The 15,988-nt window shown below is 70.8% G+C and carries 16 protein-coding genes; 9 read left to right on the top strand and 7 right to left on the bottom strand.

Going from position 1 to position 15,988, the window contains the following annotated elements:
- The first annotated feature begins 30 nt into the window (after positions 1 to 30).
- Positions 31 to 879, top strand: coding sequence for a helix-turn-helix transcriptional regulator (locus AB0F71_RS14295; protein ID WP_360232701.1), 849 nt, complete (start codon positions 31 to 33; stop codon positions 877 to 879).
- A 472-nt stretch (positions 880 to 1,351) separates the two neighbouring features.
- The gene (locus tag AB0F71_RS14290; protein WP_360232698.1) at positions 1,352 to 2,611 is read left to right on the top strand and encodes a hypothetical protein; all 1,260 of its coding nucleotides are present in this window, start codon (positions 1,352 to 1,354) and stop codon (positions 2,609 to 2,611) included.
- A gap of 125 nt (positions 2,612 to 2,736) precedes the next feature.
- On the opposite strand, the gene AB0F71_RS14285 is transcribed toward AB0F71_RS14290, so the two are convergent.
- Positions 2,737 to 3,645 carry a LysR family transcriptional regulator gene (locus AB0F71_RS14285; protein ID WP_360232695.1) on the bottom strand — a complete coding sequence of 303 codons (909 nt, stop codon included), beginning with the start codon at positions 3,643 to 3,645 and terminating at the stop codon, positions 2,737 to 2,739.
- Between the two features lie 262 nt (positions 3,646 to 3,907).
- On the opposite strand from AB0F71_RS14285, the gene AB0F71_RS14280 reads away from it, so the two are divergent.
- Positions 3,908 to 4,690 carry a gamma-glutamyl-gamma-aminobutyrate hydrolase family protein gene (locus tag AB0F71_RS14280; protein WP_360232692.1) on the top strand — a complete coding sequence of 261 codons (783 nt, stop codon included), beginning with the start codon at positions 3,908 to 3,910 and terminating at the stop codon, positions 4,688 to 4,690.
- On the opposite strand, the gene AB0F71_RS14275 is transcribed toward AB0F71_RS14280, so the two are convergent.
- Positions 4,668 to 4,826 carry a hypothetical protein gene (locus tag AB0F71_RS14275; RefSeq protein WP_360232689.1) on the bottom strand — a complete coding sequence of 53 codons (159 nt, stop codon included), beginning with the start codon at positions 4,824 to 4,826 and terminating at the stop codon, positions 4,668 to 4,670. The genes AB0F71_RS14280 and AB0F71_RS14275 overlap by 23 nt on opposite strands.
- Positions 4,827 to 4,937: 111 nt before the next feature.
- Between AB0F71_RS14275 and AB0F71_RS14270 the strand changes: the two genes are divergently transcribed.
- Positions 4,938 to 6,512 carry a serine/threonine-protein kinase gene (locus tag AB0F71_RS14270; RefSeq protein ID WP_360232686.1) on the top strand — a complete coding sequence of 525 codons (1,575 nt, stop codon included), beginning with the start codon at positions 4,938 to 4,940 and terminating at the stop codon, positions 6,510 to 6,512.
- Between the two features lie 104 nt (positions 6,513 to 6,616).
- Here the strand turns inward: AB0F71_RS14270 and AB0F71_RS14265 are convergent, their stop codons facing one another.
- The gene (locus AB0F71_RS14265) at positions 6,617 to 7,114 is read right to left on the bottom strand and encodes a MarR family winged helix-turn-helix transcriptional regulator (RefSeq protein WP_360232683.1); all 498 of its coding nucleotides are present in this window, start codon (positions 7,112 to 7,114) and stop codon (positions 6,617 to 6,619) included.
- A gap of 110 nt (positions 7,115 to 7,224) precedes the next feature.
- Between AB0F71_RS14265 and AB0F71_RS14260 the strand changes: the two genes are divergently transcribed.
- From AB0F71_RS14260 to AB0F71_RS14250, 3 genes are all read left to right on the top strand, one after another.
- Entirely contained in the window at positions 7,225 to 8,067 is an 843-nt protein-coding gene (locus tag AB0F71_RS14260; protein ID WP_360232680.1) for an NAD(P)H-binding protein, read from the top strand.
- A gap of 57 nt (positions 8,068 to 8,124) precedes the next feature.
- Positions 8,125 to 8,529, top strand: coding sequence for a MarR family winged helix-turn-helix transcriptional regulator (locus AB0F71_RS14255; RefSeq protein WP_360232677.1), 405 nt, complete (start codon positions 8,125 to 8,127; stop codon positions 8,527 to 8,529).
- A 316-nt stretch (positions 8,530 to 8,845) separates the two neighbouring features.
- A complete protein-coding gene (locus tag AB0F71_RS14250; RefSeq protein ID WP_360232674.1) occupies positions 8,846 to 9,865 on the top strand; it encodes a hypothetical protein in 1,020 nt (339 codons plus the stop codon).
- Between the two features lie 79 nt (positions 9,866 to 9,944).
- Here AB0F71_RS14250 and AB0F71_RS14245 read toward each other — a convergent pair whose 3' ends face one another.
- Complete coding sequence (locus AB0F71_RS14245) at positions 9,945 to 11,375, bottom strand: serine/threonine-protein kinase (protein WP_360232671.1); 1,431 nt, start codon at positions 11,373 to 11,375, stop codon at positions 9,945 to 9,947.
- Between the two features lie 350 nt (positions 11,376 to 11,725).
- On the bottom strand, positions 11,726 to 12,505 hold the full coding sequence (locus AB0F71_RS14240; RefSeq protein ID WP_360232668.1) for a class I SAM-dependent methyltransferase: 780 nt from the start codon (positions 12,503 to 12,505) through the stop codon (positions 11,726 to 11,728).
- A gap of 605 nt (positions 12,506 to 13,110) precedes the next feature.
- Here AB0F71_RS14240 and AB0F71_RS14235 point away from each other — a divergent pair.
- Together AB0F71_RS14235 and AB0F71_RS14230 are read left to right on the top strand one after the other, a co-directional pair.
- Positions 13,111 to 14,151, top strand: a complete 1,041-nt coding sequence (locus tag AB0F71_RS14235) for a zinc-dependent alcohol dehydrogenase family protein (protein WP_360232665.1) — start codon at positions 13,111 to 13,113, stop codon at positions 14,149 to 14,151.
- 365 nt (positions 14,152 to 14,516) lie between these two features.
- Positions 14,517 to 14,702: a tyrosine-type recombinase/integrase gene (locus AB0F71_RS14230; RefSeq protein ID WP_360232662.1), complete on the top strand. Its 186-nt coding sequence runs from the start codon at positions 14,517 to 14,519 to the stop codon at positions 14,700 to 14,702.
- Between the two features lie 309 nt (positions 14,703 to 15,011).
- Here the strand turns inward: AB0F71_RS14230 and AB0F71_RS14225 are convergent, their stop codons facing one another.
- Both AB0F71_RS14225 and AB0F71_RS14220 read right to left on the bottom strand, forming a co-directional pair.
- On the bottom strand, positions 15,012 to 15,512 hold the full coding sequence (locus AB0F71_RS14225) for a cytochrome P450 (RefSeq protein ID WP_360232884.1): 501 nt from the start codon (positions 15,510 to 15,512) through the stop codon (positions 15,012 to 15,014).
- A 17-nt stretch (positions 15,513 to 15,529) separates the two neighbouring features.
- Entirely contained in the window at positions 15,530 to 15,952 is a 423-nt protein-coding gene (locus AB0F71_RS14220) for a cytochrome P450 (protein WP_360232893.1), read from the bottom strand.
- Positions 15,953 to 15,988 lie beyond the last annotated feature (36 nt).

Below are 15,988 nucleotides of genomic sequence, written 5' to 3'. Positions count from 1 at the left end.
CAGCCCGGGCAGCGGCGTACGATGCGAAGCATGAGTGGCCACGAGCTGGGCGCGTTCCTGCGGGCACGCCGCTCCCAGGTGACGCCCGCCGACGTGGGCCTGCCCACCTCCGGCTCCCGCCGGGTCGCGGGCCTGCGACGCGAGGAGGTCGCCGTCCTGGCCGGCGTCAGCGCCGACTACTACGCCCGCCTGGAACAGGGCCGCGAGACCAACCCCTCCGGCCAGGTGATCGACGCCATCGCCGGCGCCCTGCGCCTGGGCACCGACGCCCGCTGGCACGCCTACCGCCTGGCCGGCCTGCTGCCCAAGTCAGCACCCGCCCACCCCCACGACCAGGTGCACCCGGCCCTCCTCCAGCTCATGGACGCCTTCCCCACCGCCGTGGCCTACGTCATCAACCGCCGCCTGGACGTCCTCGCCTCCAACTCCCTTGCCGACGCCCTGCTCTCACCCCTGGCCGACCCCCACCGCATGGTGCGCTCCCTCTTCCACGACCCCGCCGCCCGCGAACTCTTCGCCGACTGGCACAGCGTCGCCCGCGACACCGTCGAAGCACTGCGCCTGGCCGCCGGACACGACCGCCACGACCCCGAACTCGCCGCGACAGTGCGCGAACTGATCGCCGACAGCCCGGAGTTCGCCGCCCTGTGGCGAGACCACAGCGTCAGCGGCCTGGGCCGCAAGACCAAGGTCTTCAACCACCCCGACGTCGGCCGCATCACCCGCACCTACCAGGCGTTCGACGTGCAGGCCGCCGACGGCCAGTACCTGCTGGTCGGCACCGCCGAGCCGGGCAGCACCGACGCCGACTCCCTCGCGCTCCTCGGCTCCCTCCACGCGGCCGGACGCCGGGACGACGCACGACCCGTCGGCGGCTGAGCGTCGAGAACGCAACCGGCGGGTTTCGCCGGTGAAGCAACTGCCGCTGGCCACGCTGGATGGACCGCTTGAGGGCGTACGCCTCGCGGGGCTTGTCGTAGCTGTACTCCCCGTACTGGCGGGCGTGCACTCCCGTGACCAGACGGTGAGTTCGGCCAGCGCCTGGCTGCAATTCCAGCCCTGTGCGGCGGCCTGGTTCACGGGCGACCGCACCCCGACACACAGTCGTCCCGGATCGTATGGGCGCCGTAGCCTCATCGGCAAGTCGGGGGGCGGAAAGGGCGGTTCGGTGGCGGCGGCGCGTGGCGGGAGGCCGGACCGACGGTGCGTCAGCTGCCGCCACCGGATCGTGCACGGAGCCTCATTGGGGGACAAGTCCGCAAGTGATCGGATTTGATCGGAAAGCTTTCGCACGGCAGGCTCGGTGCGCACAGTGGTGAGTCAGCCACGGTCCGCCACGGAGGGGAGCCGCATGTCCGGGACCGAACACCGCAAACCGGCCGCACACGTCGTCGTGGGGTACACCCCCGAGGAAGGGTTCGTAGCCGTCCAACTCAACCCGCCGCCGGCGGAATACGTGTGGCACGACCGCCAGGCCGAGCACCGGCAGGAGCGGTTCGGCCCGGGGAACGGCTACCAGCAGTGGCTGGCCGTCGACCTCTCCACCGGCGCCGTGTGGTTCGGGGACTCCGACTGGCGGACGCAGGAGGACGGTTCCGCCGCCGAGCTCCCGGGACGTCGCCGGTGCGAGGCCGGAGACGGGGCCCTGCCCTCGCCCGCCGTCCTCGTCCACCCGCTCACCCACAGCGCCACCGACGGGCAGGGCACGTCGACCTGGCGCTTCTTCACCGCCGAGGAGCTCTACGCCCTGGCCGGGCGGCTACTGCCCACGGTCCAGCGGGTGGTCGACTCCCTGCACCGGGTGGGGCCGGCCTCCGACCTCGAATGGTCCGCCGAGGCCGCCACGGCCTGGGCCGATCTCGAACAGGCCTGCCGCTACACGTCCGACGCGACGGGAGCGGTGACCTGGCCCGAACCCCGTACGAGCCGGGTCCGCGCGACGCGGGTCGAGGTGGCGGACTTCCTCGCCCGGAACCCGGAGTTGTGCGATCCGTCCTGGTCCACGGCCACCGACGCGGAGCTGGACGCCTACGCCGCCTACGAACCCGCCTCCGGCTACGGCGGCGTACCGGGGCGGATGTGCGCTCCGGCGAACGTCCGGATCGAGGAGGGCTACACGTTCTACGGCCACCGCGCGGCCCTGTACGCCTACCGCGCGGCCGCTTGCGGGGACCGTACGCCGGTCGAAGCCGGGACGTGGTTCAGCACCAGCGAGGCCGGCCGGGCCAGTTGGGAGGCGGCCAGGGTCATGGGAGCGAGCCTCGCCGACGCCCCGGACTGCGTGCTGGGCCACCTCGCTGACACCTTCCGCAGCGCGGCGGAGAACGACGGCGTGGTCCTCACCGGGCTGAACGACCACCTGTGGAAACAGCGGGCCGAGGAGCGTGCGGCCGTCGACGAGACGCTCGCCGCCACCGGCGAGGAGCTGGCGCGGCTGGAGGAGATGGTCAAGGAGCTCCGCCGTGCCCGCAACACCGTCCTGACCCGGGTCCTCAACTGGACCGACGGGCGGGACGACGAGGAGATCGCCCGGCTGGCCGCGACCTCCCCGACGGCCGTCGCCCAGTGGCGGGAGCGGCTCACCGCGAACCCGGGCGGCCAGCCGGAGTAGCGGGGCCACAGCAGCAGCCGGAGGCAGGCGGCAGGCGGCAGGCGGCAGGCGACAGGCAGCCGTGGGGTGGCGACGGGGGAGGGGCGGGAACGGAGGAGGGGCGCGTCCGGTCCGTCGGGTGCGCCTCACGAGAGGGCGGCCAGCGCCTGCTCCGCGAGCATCTGCTCCAACGCCAGCAGGGCGCGAGGGGCGTGCCGGGTGTCGATGCGGACGGCGTAGATGAACCGCATCAGCTCCGGGTCCGCCAGCGGGCGGGCCACGACCTGGGTGGCACCCCGGGGAAGCGCGAGTTGTGGCATCACGGCGACGCACAGGCCCGCGGCCACGAAGCCCAGCACGGTGTTGAAGTCGTCGCCCTCGTAGGCCAGTCGAGCCTGGAAGCCCGACGTCTTGGCGATCTGGGCGAGCAGTTCCAGGCGCAGCGCCGCCTCCGGGGCCGCGATCCAGGTCTCGGCGGCGAGGCCGGCCAGGTCGATGACGTCCCGGTCGGCGAGGTGGTGGCCGGCCGGGACCACCGCCACGACCGGATCCCGTGCGACCAGCGTCCGGCGCAGCGTCCGGGGCGGCGGCAGGGGTATGAAGTCGTAGTCGTAGCTGAGGGCCAGGTCCATGTCTCCCCGCTTCAGGCGGCCGTAGCCCGCTTCGGGCTCCACCTGGGAGAGGCTGACCTGCACGTCGGGGTAGACCGCGTGCAGCTGCGCCAGCGCCTTCGGGACGATGCCGGCTGCGGCGGAGGCGAAGGCGCCGAGCCGGATCCGTCCGGCCGTGCCGGCGCGCATGGCGTCGAGTTCCACGGCCGCCGCCGCCAGGGCGCTCCGGACTCCCTGCTCGGCGTCGAGCAGGACCTGGCCCGCCGGGGTCGGCCGCACGGGCCGGCGTTCGAGCACCCTGAGACCCGCCCGGCGTTCCAGTTCGGCGATCTGCTGCGAGACGGCGGGCGCGCTGTACCCCAGCTCACGGGCGGCGGCGGTGAAGGAACCGTGGCGGACCACGGCTTCGAGGGTGGCGAGCAGGCGGGGGTCCAGTCTCTGCATGGAGTTAAGGCTCACTTATCTGTCGCGAAGACATCTTTTGTTGTGCTTAAGGATGAACGGCAGCAGGATTCTTGCTTGCGGCCCGGATGCGCAAGCCTCCGCCCCCGCGACGTGGCCGATCGCTCGCCACCGCGGGCGCCTCCGAGCGCCGCCGCGCCGTGCACCCCCTCCTTCGCGGCCCACCCGCCGCACACCTGTGCCGCCGGTGGGCCGCGGAGGAGACGGCCGTCGACGACCGGCCCCAGCCCTGGAAGGAAGTGGTATGCGCAAGCCACTCATCGGACTCACCACCTACCTCGCCGACGCACGGTGGGGCGAGTGGGAGCTGCCCGCCGTGTTGCTGCCCGCGGCGTACACCAGCTGCCTCCGGGCGGCGGGCGGCCGCGCCGTCCTGTTGCCGCCGGACGCGCCGGAGGCCGCGGCCGACGTGGTCGAGAACCTGGACGCGATCATCCTGACCAGTGGCGAGGACCTGGATCCCGCGCTGTACGGAGCGAAGCCGCACACCTGCACCGGGCCGCCGGTCCCCGAACGCGACCGGTGGGAACAGGCCGTGCTGGCCGCCGGACTCGCCCGTGACATGCCGGTGCTCGGAGTCTGCCGGGGGATGCAGCTGATGAACGTGCACGCGGGTGGCACCCTGGTCCAGCACCTCCCCGAGAAGGTGGGGCACCACGGCCACAACCCGTACGGGGGGCACTTCGCCCCCCATCCCGTCACCACGGTGCCCGGGACCCGGCTCGGCGCACTCCTGCCGGGCACCAGCAGGGTCGCCACCCACCACCACCAGGCGGTGGACTCCCTCGGCGCCGGGCTGATGGTCTCGGCCCGTGCGACGGACGGGACCATCGAGGCGATCGAGAGCACCCGGCACCGCTTCGCCGTGGGCGTTCAGTGGCACCCGGAGGTGGCCTTCGAGCCGGCCGTGGTGCACGCGCTGGTGGCCGCGGCCAGGCCCGGTGGCGCGGCGGTGTCCGCCGCCGGTCAGGAGCCGCGAACGGCGCTTCGGCGGAGCGGAGTTGTCATGCCGACGCCGGGGCCTTGACACCACCGCGGGGGATCCCGGCCAACTGGTGGACGGCGTCGAGCCGTTCGGTGTCATGGGCGAGGTGGGAGCCGACCGGGACCGAACGGCCGCGTCCGCGCAGCGTCTCGGCGATCTCCCGGAATCGCAGGTACATCTCCCCGTCGTCCCGGTCGGCAGCGCTGCAGGACGACGGGTGCCCCGGTCCGTCGCACCGGTCATCCGCCGGGGATTGGTCGTCGAGGCAGGCTGCGCCAAGATATGCGCCATGACCGATTCAGGGGGACCGGCGGCCGGCGCCGCCACGACAGGCACGCTCATCAACGGCCGCTACCGGCTGCACGAACGCCTCGGCCGCGGCGGGATGGGAACGGTGTGGCGGGCCACCGACGAACGGCTGCGCCGCCAGGTGGCGCTCAAGGAACCCGTGCTCCCCCAGGACATCGACGACCGGGAACGCGACGAGCGGTTCCGGCGGATGGAACGCGAGGCGCAGGCCGCCGCCGCCCTGCGGCATCCGAACATCGTCCGGGTCCACGACATCGAGACCGTCAGCGGCCGTCCCTGGCTGGTGATGGAGTTGATCGAGGGCGAGAGCCTGGAGGCGGTCCTGGCCGCCGGCACGCTCGGCGTCCACGAAGCCGCCACGGTCGGCAGCGAGATTGCCGCCGCCCTGGACGCGGTCCACGCCGCCGGCGTGGTGCACCGGGACGTCAAACCGGCCAACATCATGCGCAGTCGGACCGGTGAGACGATCCTGACCGACTTCGGGATCGCGCAGATCGACGGCGGCACCGACCTGACCCGGACGGGTGTGCTGGTCGGCTCCGTCCCCTACCTCTCGCCCGAACGCGCCGCCGGCCAGCGTCCCGGCCCGGCCGCCGACCTGTGGGCCCTCGGCGTGCTCCTGTACGAGGCGGTGGAAGGTGTCCACCCCTACCGCAGGCAGCACCCCCAGAGCACCCTCGCCGCGATCCTCACCGACCCCGTGCCCGAACCGCGCCGCACCGGCGCGCTGACCGCGCCGATCATGTCGCTGCTGGAGCGTGACCCCGCCCGCCGGCCCACGGCCGCCCAGGCTCGACAACTGCTCGCCGCGGCAGCCACCCAGCCCGCACCACCCGCACCGACCGTGCTCGACACGGCGGCCCCGACGGCCCTGCTCCCCACCGCGCTGACCCTGCGGCTGCGCGCCGCCACCACGGCCGTCACCGGCACGAAGCGGCGCAAGGCAGCCGCCCTCGGCCTGGCCCTGGCCGTCATCGCCGTAGCCACCACCTGGGCGCTGTGGCCCGCCGGCACGCCGAGTCCCGCGAACACCCCCGTCGGCTACAAGGCGCAGCAGGCGCCGTCGCTGGGCTTCGCCGTCGCGGTGCCGCAGGACTACACGGCCTCGATCGGCAGTGACGACGCCGCCTGGGCCAGTCCGGACGGGCGCATCCAGATCGACCTGCGCGACGAGGGCAGGAGCACCCAGGACGCCCGGGCCTATGCCCAGAAGCGGCTCGACACGCTGAAGACCAGCCAGGGCAAGCCGCCGAACTGCAACGACATCCCGGACCCCTTCTTCATCACGCCCGTCCACGCCCCCCAGTCGATGCTCCACGGCGGCGGCGTCAACGCCTCGGTCATCGAATACGACTACTCGACCAGGGCCGACGAGCTCTACCCCTGCATCGCCCAGAACCCCAACGACAAGGCCGTCGAGCAGTACATGGTCCACGACGGCCACGTCCTCCACCTCGCTGTCACCATCCGCGGCTACCAGAAGGAGCAGAGCGATGGCCAGAAGGCCGACTACACGGTCTACGAGAACGTCAACAACTCACTGGCGTTCGGCTGACGTGAGTCGTTGTCAGGATGTGAGGCTCGGCCTGGGCTGCGGCGGCTAGGTGGGGTGGACATCCTGATCTGCCGGCCAGGAGTCACGGGGAGGCGGGCCTGCGGTCAGGATCCTTCGGCGTCCTCGGCCAGGCGGCGATCGTTCAACTGAGCGAGGGAGTCGACGTACTTGAGCATCAGGCGGGCGAACTCCAGGCGGTCGCGCTCGGCCCAGTCGGCGGTGATGTACTCGAACGCCGCGCGCTGGTGGCGCCGGAAGCGCGCCATGAGGTCGGCGCCTTCCGGGCTGAGCAGGAGGACGGTGCGGCGGCCGTCCTGCTGGGAGGCGGCACGGATCAGGTAGCCGGCCTTGATGTTGTCGGTGACCATCCGGCTGGCGACCGAGGGGTCGACGCCGAGGAGTTCGGCCACCGCTCCGACGGTGATCTCCTTGTCGGAGTCCCGGGTGTGCTCCAGGACGATGTTCAGGACGAGGGTGCGGCTCAGGTCCTTGGCCGAGATGGGGTTCTCGACCTCCAGCAGCGAGGTGCGGCGCAGCTTGGAGAACGCGGGCCCCACGGCGTTCAGCAGCTCCTCGGCCGTCTGCGGCTCGTTCGTCGTCATGCACCCATCGTAATGTCCGTGAGCAGCCGAAGGCATGTGTTGACGCGAAAATATGTGCATGCAATCATGCATATGTCTACGAGCACGCTTCGACCCCTCCGGGAGTTTCCATGGCCATCCTCATCACCGGCGCCCGCGGCAAGGTCGGTCAGGCCGTCATCAACCGCCTGCACGCCGCCGGCCTGCCCGTCCGCGCCGCCAGCGCCAAGCCCGCCGAGCTGGCCGTCCCGAGCGGCGTCGACGTCGTCGAAGTCGACCTCAGCCGGCCCGAGACCTTCCCGGACGCGCTCGACGGCGTGCGCCAGGTCTTCCTCTATCCCCAGCCCGAGGGCATCGACGCCTTCGTCGAGACCGCACAGGCCGCCGGCGTCGAGCACATCGTCCTGCTGTCCTCCTCCTCGGTCCTGGCCCCCGACGCCGAGACCGACCCACTTGCCTCGCACAGCCTCCTCGTCGAGCGCGCCCTCAGCACCGCCAACCTGCCCTGCACCTTCCTGCGCCCGGACGCCTTCGCCAGCAACGCCCTCGGCTGGTCCTACTTCATCGGGCACGGCCTGCCGGTCCAGCTCGCCTACCCCGACGCGCACATCGCGCCCATCCACCCCGAGGACATCGCCGACATCGCCGTCGAGGCCCTGACCGACACCGCCCTCCGCGGGCGCGCGCTCACCCTCACCGGCGGCCAGTCCCTCACCTTCCGCGAGCAGATCGCCGTCCTGGCCGACGTCCTCGACCGCGACATCCCCGTCGAGACGATCACTCACGAGCAGGCCGAGGAGCAGATGGGCCGTTTCATGCCGGCCCCGATGGCGGGCTCCCTGCTCGCCCTGTGGGCTGCCGCCTGCGCGGGCCCCGCCCCCATCGCCGACACCAGCCAAACCCTGCTCGGCACGCCGGCGCGCACCTTCCGGCAGTGGGCGACCGAGAACGCCGCCGCGTTCACCGCGCGCTGACTGCCGCCGCCCCGGCGTCCTGCTCGGCCCACCCGACTTCACGGAAGGACCAGCACCATGAAGCCCATCGGCTACTGGCTCAACCGCACCGACAAGGCCCTCACTCGCTACATGAACGGCATGCTCGACGAGTTCGGCCTCACCCGAACCTCCTGGCAGGTCCTCAGCGTCATCCGCGACACCCCTGACGCCGCCGACACCGACGTCCACACGGCCCTCGCACCCAACGCCGACCTCTCCACCCTGACCGCCGCCGTCGACACCGTTCTCGCCGACGACTGGGCCACCCGCCCCGCACCTGGCCGACTGGTGCTCACCACGGACGGCCGCCGGCGCCTCGTCGCCGTCGAGGACCGGATCAGCGCCTTCCGCGAACTGTCCATGACCGGCATCACCGCGGAGGAGTACCGCACCGCCGTCAGCGTCCTCGAACGCATGACCCACAACCTCGAAACCCGCTGATCACGGTCGAGGCTTCGAGGTCAGGAGCGAGCTTGTCGCTTCCGTCCGTTGGCACAGAGGTGATTTGCCTGCCGGTCGAGACCGACTCACCGGCTGTGGGGGAGCGTGTGCCGTTGGCGGAAAGGGGTTGATGCGCCCGAACGGGCCTTGAGCGCGGTGCGATGCGGCAACCAGAGTGGCCGTCGCCGGGAAGCGCTTCGTTCCGACGCCCCGCGCTTCCTCACTGGGCATCAACCATTTCTCGCCGGCACCGAACCTCGGGAGTATACGTGCAGGGGGCTCCGAACCGTCCTGGCGCAGAGGAGACTTGGGTCTCATGGCAGCTTCCACTCGGCTAGCCGGTCCACCGGCGGACCGCGAGCGACTGGCCGCCTGGGCACTGTCCCGGATCGCGGCGACAGCCGCCGAGGACGCGCACGTGGACGCTGTGATCGACGTCGAGTACGCGGCCCGGGACGCCGAGCCGGACCTCGGCGGCCGGTTCGGCGCCGCCGCCGTGTCGGGCGAGCCCGCGAACCGGCGGCGGGGAGGAACGGAGCGCCTCCGTATCAGGGGAATCTCCCCACTGCGCCTCCGAGAGGAGGACGGCGACGAGCCCTGGGCCGCACTGCTCGACCCGGCGCGCCTGATCAGGGGCATCGGGACGGTGACCGAGGCGCGCCGGGAGGGAGAGTGGGTCGAACTCTCCCTCACCCCGCACCCGTTGTTCGCGGACCCCGCCGACCCATGGCTGCCGCCGGGCGCCCGGCGCCTGACCATCCGGCTCGACCCGGCCACGGGCCTCCTCCGGTCCGCCGCGCTCCACGACGATCAGGGCATCCTGGCGACCGCACGGGTTGACGACCTGAACGTCCGGGACGCGCGGTCCGAAACCGAAGCGGCAAGGACCCTGGCGCGCATGGCCACCACCCTGCTGGAGCCGGCCCTGCTGACCGCGACGGTCCGCAGGGAGGCCGACCCGCACCACGACCTCTCGCTCGCACCCGCGCCTTCGGCCCGTTCCTGGACGATCACGTGCGACGGGCGGGCACTGACGGTGACCGGTGACTTCGTACCGGACAGGACCAGCCCGGCGGCCGCCCGACTGGCCGAACTGCTCACCCCGGCCCGTATCGTCTCCCACCTGGCACGCGTCAGCGCCACGTCACCGGGAGCCGTCACCGCGACCGTCCGCCCTCTACGTACCTTCCCCCGCAGCGCCTGGGCCCCGGACTCCACCCTGACGTGCCACCTCACCGTGGACCCGGCCACGGGCGTACTGGTCCGAGCCGAAGCGACCGAGGGTCGGCGTACGGTCTTCCGCCACACCGTCATCGCCCTGCGTTCCGACGAGTAGCCGCGTCCAGCGCGTCGTGGCGGCTGCGGGCACCCCATGGCCCATCACTTCACGCAGAGCTCGCGGGAGCCCCAGCATTTCATTGGTCCCCCTTGTCTCCGCATGCGCGCAGAACCTCCGACCTCGCCTGACTCGCCTGACTGTCCCCCGCGTCTTGGGCAGACCAATTCCTCAATAGTCTGTCTAGATATACCTCAAGGTCGGAGTTGAGGTCATGGTCAAGCCCTGGGAGATCCAGGGCGTCTCTCGTCTGATTGATGATCTGTTGTCGATTTTGATATGTAGTATAGCCATTCGGCTCATACGTGGTGAGTGCGCTCTTCATCCAGCCACAGGCCGAATTATTCGTCACTTTTGAAAGGCCCCACGAGAACCCCCCGAATAGCACTATGAATCCTAGTCCTGCGGCCACTATCTTCCAGACCTCCTTTGCTGGAAGACCGCCCGATTGCCTGGTTGCTTTGCTTTCACCAGCTTGGCCCTCAGGTTCGCTCTGCTCCTGTTCCAGTGTTCTCCGCGCGTTGACAGCGGGCACCCGCCTGACAGGTGATGGTCTATTGAGCAGCATTCTCTCAACCTCTTGTTGCCGCTCGTGCTCTATGGCTGCCCTCAATAAAGCTTGGTGATCCTTCTTCGGTGGTGAGATCTTGGGCTCGGTCTGCGTTCCACCGGGGTTCTGGGAGTGAGGCGGTGCAGCGAGGAGGACCGAGGCCGTGGAAATGCCGAGCCGCTGTTCGGGCTTCTTCTCAAGTAGCAGACGGACGACGGTTTTAAGCGGGTCGCGGGCCTTCACGAGCGGTGGAGGCTCATCCATCAACACCGCGGACATGGATGCCATTGACGTCTCCCTCCGGAACGGGGAGATTCCTTCAATGGCTTGGAAGAGCGTGACTCCGAGGGAGAAGAGGTCACTGACCGGCATGTCGGCCCGTCCCCGGATTCGCTCGGGTGCCATGTACTCCGGGGATCCGATGACTGTCCCCGACGCAGTCAGCACCGTGTCGTTCTCGTGCCGGGCGATCCCGAAGTCGGTGAGAAGGATCCTTCCGTCGGAAGCCATCATGACGTTGGCCGGCTTGACGTCGCGGTGCAGGATACCGGCCCGGTGAGCGGCGTCGAGGGCCTCCAGGAGTGCCCTGGCAACCTTGAGCGCCAGGTCGCGGGGCAACGGGCCACGCTGCCTGACGTATTCGTCCAACGAGCAGCCGTTGACCAGTTGCATCACGATCCACGGGCGGCCGGCATCCACGACGACTTCGTGAACGGTCACGATGTTGGGGTGATCGCGGAGCTTCGCGGCGTTTCGGGCCTCACGTGCGGCACGCTTGAGGCGCTCGTTGTACTCCTCCTCGAACTGCGCAGGCGGGAGCCAGATCTCCTTGATCGCTATATCTACGTCGAGGAGCTCGTCGTGGGCCTTCCAAACCCGTCCGAAGCCGCCTGACCCCAGGCTGGAGACCAGCCGGTACTTCCCACCGATGAGCTGGCCAGGGCTTGCCTCTTGAGCCATCGTCTCCCCCGGGCCCTAGTGACGGCGAGCAGTTGGCTTCGAGCCTACGCAGTGTGCACATAACGGGACCAGACCTCGGCCGAACTCGACAAAGATCAAAATGCAGTTGCCCATGCGATCCTGCGCATTGGGATCGTGGCAGGGACCATCGTGCTGTTGGAGCTGGACCAGGCCCAGGCAGGTCCGGAGGGCGAAGAGCCGGCCGTGCCCCTGGTGACAACTACCTGCGGCAGCCACCCCGGACAGGGCAGGACGGGAACAGGCCGCACGGGCCCAAGTGAGCGGAACAACTCACCCAACCCATGCGGCCCTTCTCAGGTCACGGCGCGAGCGGAGCCGCAACGCAGGTATCAGGCCGGAACGGACCGGATCACAACCAACGAGCCGTCATAGAAAGGCTGTTGCCGCAGGGCGCCGAACCGGGCGTCCCATGCTCCGCTGTCCAGGTCGCGCCGCAGATCCGCGGCGAATCGTTCGCGCGACTGCTCGTCGACGAAGCTCCACGCCGAGCACGCCTGTCGAGCACCGGGGTCGAGCAGCATCTCGGGGCGCGCGTAGTACGCCTCGTTGAAGCCGTCGGTGCAGTCGACGGGTATCGGCACCCGGGTCACCGTCGTGTGTCCGCCGAGCGTCTCGGTCAGATCCGCGATCACCGGATAGCGGCGCGCCTCCGTGTCCAACACCTCCGGCGCGTACTCGTACAGCCAGAAGTCCCGAACGAGATCAGGGTCGCAGGTCAGCACGACGACGGGGCCGCGCGCCACCCGGCGCATCTCGCGCAGCCCTGCCTTGAAGTCGCTCCACTGGTGCACGCTGAAGGTGGTCATCGCCGCGTCGAACACGTCGTCGCCGAACGGCAGGTTCTCGGCCACGGCATCGACGGCGGCCGACAGGTGTGCGGGGCGCTGGGCACGCATCGACGCCGACGGCTCGACCGCCGTCACCTCCAGCGTCGCCGACTCGTACGACCCCGCCCCGGCCCCGACATTGACGACCGTGCGCGTCCCACCCAGGGCGGCGGTGATCGCCTGCTCGATCCTTGCGTCCGGCTGCCGGTAGGTGGCGTACCCGCCGCCTATCGTGCCGTAGTCCGCGTCCCCTGCGCTGCCGTCCACCCTGCGTTCGCCCATGATCCAAACCTAGCCACACTGTCAACACCCTCCACTGATCACCCGTCGGCCCAGTACCAGACGTCCCCGAGTAAATTCCCCGAAGTCGTCAGGCCACCATCGGCGACCGCGAGGAACGCCCTGGCCACGCCCTCGCCGCGGCCGAGGACACCCGTATCGGCGGCGTGACCGTCCGCGCCGGCGAACTCGTCACCGTCGACCGCCTCGCGGCCAACCGCGACCCGGACGCCTTTCCGGGCAACCCCTTCGAGGACCTGTTCGCCCCGTTTCCCCGCCCCACCCTCTCCTTCGGCCGGACAGCACTACTGCTTGGGCACCTGGCTCGCCCGGACCCTTGCCCAGACCGCCGAGCACCTCCGCCCCTGACTCCGAGAACCCGAAGACATGGCGTCCTCCTTGCGTGTAGGTCACGGAGTCTTCCTACGGGGTGTGGCTGGGCCCGCTCCGGGCAGCGCCCGGCGGCAGCCGCCGACCTGGTCATCGCCTCAACCGCTGGGTCTTTCGGACCACGCCCTACGCCACCTGATGACGGACGAGCACCCGCCCTGCAGACTCGACATGGGTGGCCCCGAACCCACACGCCGAGGAGCGAATCGGAGACAGCCATGAGAGCGGCAGGAGCAGTACCGGCGGACACCGAGGCTTGGGTGGTCGACCGTCCCGCCCCGGTGGGCGGGATGCGCCCCGGGCCACTGGTGCGGGAGCGACGGCCAGTGGACACACCCGGGTCGCAGGAGATCCTGGTGGAGGTGGAGGCCTGCGGGGTGTGCCGCACCGACCTGCACCTCGCGGAGGGTGACCTCGCCCCCAGGAGGGCGAGGTGCACGCCCGGGCACGAGGTCGTCGGGCAGGTCGTCGCGACCGGCTCGGCGGTCGAGGGGTTCACCGTCGGCGACCGGGCCGGGGTGGCCTGGCTCGCGGGGACCTGCGGCACCTGCACCTACTGCCGCAGTGGTCGCGAGAACCTCTGCCCCGATTCGCGTTACACCGGCTGGGACCGGCACGGCGGCTACGCCGGTCACCTGACCGCGGACGCCCGCTTCGCCTACCCCCTGCCCCAGGGCCCACCGGCCGAGGAACTCGCCCCGCTGCTGTGCGCCGGAATCATCGGCTACCGGGCCCTCGAACGGGCCGAACTGCCGACGGGCGGCTTGCTGGGCATCTACGGCTTCGGCGCATCCGCCCACCTGACCGCGCAACTCGCCCTCGCCCGAGGCGCCCGCGTGGCGGTGTTCACTCGGGCCCCCGCGGCGCGACGACTGGCCCTGGACCTCGGCGCCGCCTTCGCCGGCGACTCCTACGACCCGTCGCCCGAACCACTGGACGCCGCCATCCTCTTCGCCCCCGTCGGCGAGCTGGTACCCACCGCCCTGACGGCCCTGGACCGCGGCGGCACCCTCGCCATCGCCGGCATCCACCTCACCGACATCCCGACGCTCGACTACCAACGCCACCTCTTCCAGGAACGCACGCTGCGCAGCGTCACCGCCAACACCCGGGCCGACGGCCAGGCCTACCTGGCGGAAGCCGCCCGAACCCGCCCGGCCGTCCACGTGACCCGCTACTCCCTGCGACGGGCGGACGAGGCACTCGCGGACCTCGCCGCGGACCGGGTCACCGGCGTCGCCGTACTCCTCCCGGAGTAGGGGGAGCGAGCGGAAGGCCAGGAACAGAGCCGCCTGGGCAGGCCTTCCGGCGTACCGGACGACCTGAGTGCCAGGCGTCGACAGCCCACCGCAACGCGGCGGCCGACCCCCCCAGCCCGCCGACAGGCTTCTCCGCAGGTCAGCGCACACCCGACCTCAAGCACCGCAAGAAGGGCGACTACCGGGACGTCCCGCTGCCGGCCCGGACCCGGCACAGCCTGCTCTCGTACGCGGACTCGTACGGCACCATCGACGGCTACCTGCTCCGCCGCCCGCTCGACCTCGCGAAGCCCTACCCGTCCTACTACCTGCAGAACCAGTGGGACCGGATCAAGCGCGCCGGCGACGTCGACATCCCCGAGGGCATGACGCTCTACGGCCTGCGCCACTTCTTCGCCTCGAACTGCCTCAGCCACAACATTCCGATCACCGACGTGGCCGAGTGGATGGCGCACAGGAGCATCGACGTGACCGTCAAGACCTACCGCCATCTGATGCCCGGCTCGATCGGCCACGCCGCCCAGGTCCTCGATCTCGGCCTCGCGGCCTGAGACCCCACGGGGCCCTGTCCCGTACCGGAACGGGGCCCCGACCGTATCGGGCAGGCGCCTTGTGGGCCGGTCGGACCGTCAGGCCGAGAGCAGCTGGTCCATCTGGGAGGTGAAGTCGGGTCCGTAGTGGGTGGTCAGGTCGTCGCGTTGGTCGGTGTAACGGGCTTCGATCCAGCGGATGTTGGGCCTGGCCCGGTTGGTGACGTCGTGGATCTGGATGGCACGTCCAGGCGGACGGCCCGCAACACTTCACGTTTCCCGTAGGACTTCCGGACGTCCACGACGCGCAGATTCATCCGCTCCACGACGTCACCCGGCCCGATGTAGGCGCATGAACAGCCGGTGCGGTGCGAGGACGGCCTGGCGGGCGGTGCGGACGGGTCGTCGGCCGGGGGTCGGATGGAGCTGCCAGAGCGCGGCGACGGTGGCCAGGGTGAGGGTGGCCTGGGTGAGGGCGAAGGTGTCGGCGATGCATCTGCGGGCTCCGCCCCCGAAGGGCACCCAGGTGCCGGGCGGGGGTTTGCCGATGGTGCGCCAGCGGTCGGGGTCGAAGCGGTCGGGGGCCGGGTACAGGTCGGCGCGTCGGTGGAGTTGGTACGGGCTGTAGATCATGGTGGTGCCGACTGTCAGCCGGTGGCCGCCCAGCACCGTGTCGGTTGTGGTGGTGCGGCTCAGCACGGAGTCCGGTGGGTAGAGGCGCAGGGTCTCGGTGATGATCCGGCCGGTGAGTTCCAGGGCGGGCAGATCGGCGAGGCGCGCAGGACGCCCGTTGAGTACGGCGGCGACCTCGTCGCGCAGCCGCTGCTGGATGTCGGGGTGAGTACCGATCAGGTGCCAGGCCCAGGAGAGCGTGACGGCGGTGCGTCGCGGTGGAAGAGGGGCTGGATCATCCGGCGCTGACGGCGGTGGGCGGTTGCCGGGCAGGTGCCCAGGCCGTCGCCCGTGATCTCCCGGAGTCTGTCGTAGACGGGACCGCCCTTGTCGAAGGTACGGTCCTCGACCAGGAACCGCTGGACCAGCTCGGGATGGCATACCGCGTACGCCGTCTGCGAGCCCACCTTGATCCGCACCAGATCGCCGTGGTCGGAGAGCCCGGCCAGGAACGCGAGTGGATCGCGGGCGAGCGCCGGCATGTGGCCGAGCAGGGGCCACGCCCCGGGGAGGTCCGCCATCGTGTACGTCGGCGACGCGGTGGCGGTCGCCTGCCGTGCGGCGCCGGAGTGCGGGCCGTCGTGGGGGGCGCGTGGCATACGGGCCTGCTTCCGCTGAGAGAGCCGAGAGATTCG

Origin of the sequence: Kitasatospora sp. NPDC028055 (assembly GCF_040637885.1) — a bacterium.
Classification (GTDB): domain Bacteria; phylum Actinomycetota; class Actinomycetes; order Streptomycetales; family Streptomycetaceae; genus Kitasatospora.
Note: the sequence above shows the minus strand (reverse complement) of the source record. Positions and strands in the feature narration are given on the sequence as shown.

Coding starts and splice junctions, on each gene's coding strand:
- AB0F71_RS14290 (WP_360232698.1), top strand. CDS start 1,352: ATGTCCGGGACCGAACACCGCAAACCGGCCGCACACGTCGTCGTGGGG.
- AB0F71_RS14260 (WP_360232680.1), top strand. CDS start 7,225: ATGGCCATCCTCATCACCGGCGCCCGCGGCAAGGTCGGTCAGGCCGTC.
- AB0F71_RS14275 (WP_360232689.1), bottom strand. CDS start 4,826: ATGTACCTGCGATTCCGGGAGATCGCCGAGACGCTGCGCGGACGCGGC.
- AB0F71_RS14295 (WP_360232701.1), top strand. CDS start 31: ATGAGTGGCCACGAGCTGGGCGCGTTCCTGCGGGCACGCCGCTCCCAG.
- AB0F71_RS14285 (WP_360232695.1), bottom strand. CDS start 3,645: ATGCAGAGACTGGACCCCCGCCTGCTCGCCACCCTCGAAGCCGTGGTC.
- AB0F71_RS14270 (WP_360232686.1), top strand. CDS start 4,938: ATGACCGATTCAGGGGGACCGGCGGCCGGCGCCGCCACGACAGGCACG.
- AB0F71_RS14250 (WP_360232674.1), top strand. CDS start 8,846: ATGGCAGCTTCCACTCGGCTAGCCGGTCCACCGGCGGACCGCGAGCGA.
- AB0F71_RS14265 (WP_360232683.1), bottom strand. CDS start 7,114: ATGACGACGAACGAGCCGCAGACGGCCGAGGAGCTGCTGAACGCCGTG.
- AB0F71_RS14230 (WP_360232662.1), top strand. CDS start 14,517: ATGACGCTCTACGGCCTGCGCCACTTCTTCGCCTCGAACTGCCTCAGC.
- AB0F71_RS14235 (WP_360232665.1), top strand. CDS start 13,111: ATGAGAGCGGCAGGAGCAGTACCGGCGGACACCGAGGCTTGGGTGGTC.
- AB0F71_RS14220 (WP_360232893.1), bottom strand. CDS start 15,952: ATGCCACGCGCCCCCCACGACGGCCCGCACTCCGGCGCCGCACGGCAG.
- AB0F71_RS14280 (WP_360232692.1), top strand. CDS start 3,908: ATGCGCAAGCCACTCATCGGACTCACCACCTACCTCGCCGACGCACGG.
- AB0F71_RS14240 (WP_360232668.1), bottom strand. CDS start 12,505: ATGGGCGAACGCAGGGTGGACGGCAGCGCAGGGGACGCGGACTACGGC.
- AB0F71_RS14245 (WP_360232671.1), bottom strand. CDS start 11,375: ATGGCTCAAGAGGCAAGCCCTGGCCAGCTCATCGGTGGGAAGTACCGG.
- AB0F71_RS14255 (WP_360232677.1), top strand. CDS start 8,125: ATGAAGCCCATCGGCTACTGGCTCAACCGCACCGACAAGGCCCTCACT.